Genomic DNA, 1,809 nt, shown 5'->3' on the forward strand with positions numbered 1-1,809 from the left:
AGGACGCGCCGACCAACGTGCTGTCCTTCGCCCTGACCGAGGCCGACGAGCCCGACTTCCCGGGCGCGCCGCTGGTGCTGGGCGACGTGGTGCTGGCGCTGGAGACGGTGCTGGCCGAGGCGGAACGGGACCGGAAGACCCCCGCCGACCATGCCCGCCACCTGGTGGTTCATGGTATCCTGCACCTGCTGGGCCACGACCATATGACCGACGACGAGGCCGAGGCGATGGAGCGGATCGAGACCGCTGTCCTCGCCCGCTTCGGCATCGCCGATCCGTATTCCGATCCTCCCGATTCCCCGCCCCACCCTGCCTGAGGCCATGTCCGACACCTCCTCCGCCCGACCTTCCCGCTCCTCCGACGCGAACCCGCTGCGCAGCTGGCTGCGCGGGCTGCTGCGCGGCAAGAGCGAGGAGGATTGGCGCGAGACCATCGAGGAGCTGATCGAGGACGGCGACGAGGGCGAGGACGAGGCCTCCGTCGCCAAGCATGAGCGGGTGCTGCTGGGCAATATCCTGCGGCTGCGCGACCGCAGCGCGATCGACGTGATGGTGCCGCGGGCCGACATCGTCGGGGTCGAGGTCGACACGCCGCTGCCCGGGGTGCTGGACATCCTGGCGCGCGAGGCGCACAGCCGCATGCCGGTCTATCGCGACAATCTGGACGACGCGCTGGGCGTGATCCACGTCAAGGATGTGGTCTCGGCCCTCAGCCGCGCCCGGGCCGGCGACGGCGACGCGCCGAAATCGCTGGCCGAGATCCTGCGGCCGGTCCAGATCGTCGCACCGTCGATGCCGGTGCTCGACCTCTTGCAGCAGATGCGCGAGAAGCGCCAGCACATGGCGCTGGTGATCGACGAGTTCGGCGGCATCGACGGGCTGATCACGATCGAGGATCTGGTCGAGGAGATCGTCGGCGAGATCGAAGACGAGCACGACATCGACGAGCCGCCGCAGCTGGTCGAGAAGCCGGACGGCACGCTGATCGCCGATGCCCGCCTGCCGATCGAGGCCTTCGAGGCCAAGGTCGGCGCGGTGCTGGAGGAGGACGAGCGTGACGACATCGACACCCTCGGCGGCCTCGTCTTCTCGCTCGCCGGCCGGATCCCGGCGCGGGGCGAGCTGTTGACCCACCCCAAGGGGTTCGAGTTCGAGGTGATCGATGCCGATCCGCGCCGGATCAAACGCCTCCGCATCCGCCGCAAGGACGGCGCCGAGCCTGGCTGACGCAGCCGGGCCGCGGCCCGGTGGCGCCATCGACCGCTTCGCCGCCCGCCTGATGGGGCTGAGCCGCTGGCGGCGCTTCGGCGCCGCCATGGCGTTCGGCGCCCTGGCCAGCCTGTCGGTGCCGCCGCTCTATGCCGCGCCGCTGCTTTGGATTGCCTTCCCGGCCCTGTACTGGCTGCTGTCCGGCGCCGGCGGCGGCCGGGCCGCCTTCTTCACCGGCTGGGCCTTCGGCTTCGGCTTCTTCGTGCCCGGCCTGTACTGGGTGTCCTGGGCGCTGACCGTCGACCTGCCACGCTTCTTCTGGCTGATCCCCTTTGCCTTGGCCGGGCTGCCGGCGCTGCTGGGGATCTTCACCGGCCTGGCGGGGCTCGGCTTTCACTGGCTGCGCCGCGCCGGCTGGGGCGGCCCCCTGGCCCTGGCCGCCGCCTGGGCCCTGGCGGAATGGCTGCGCGGCCATGTCCTGACCGGCTTTCCCTGGAACCTGGTCGGCTATACCTGGGTCGGCTGGCTGCCCGTGCTGCAGGGCGTCTCGGTGATCGGCATCTACGGCCTCAGCCTGCTGACCGTCGCCGCAGCCACCCT

Annotated in this window: 2 protein-coding genes and 1 pseudogene; all 3 read left to right on the top strand. The window is 71.1% G+C overall.

The genetic code is table 11. The features are described from left to right. The coding region (gene ybeY, locus P409_RS33375; protein WP_034848814.1) for an rRNA maturation RNase YbeY at window positions 1–317 on the top strand (317 nt) is incomplete at its 5' end. 4 nt (window positions 318–321) lie between these two features. After that, window positions 322–1,227: a hemolysin family protein gene (locus P409_RS33380; protein ID WP_034848816.1), complete on the top strand. Its 906-nt coding sequence runs from the start codon at window positions 322–324 to the stop codon at window positions 1,225–1,227. Window positions 1,228–1,279: 52 nt separating this feature from the next. After that, window positions 1,280–1,809 (top strand): annotated as a pseudogene (locus P409_RS33385) (apolipoprotein N-acyltransferase); the annotation flags it as partial.

Origin of the sequence: Inquilinus limosus MP06, from assembly GCF_000767795.1 — a bacterium.
GTDB lineage: Bacteria > Pseudomonadota > Alphaproteobacteria > DSM-16000 > Inquilinaceae > Inquilinus > Inquilinus limosus_E.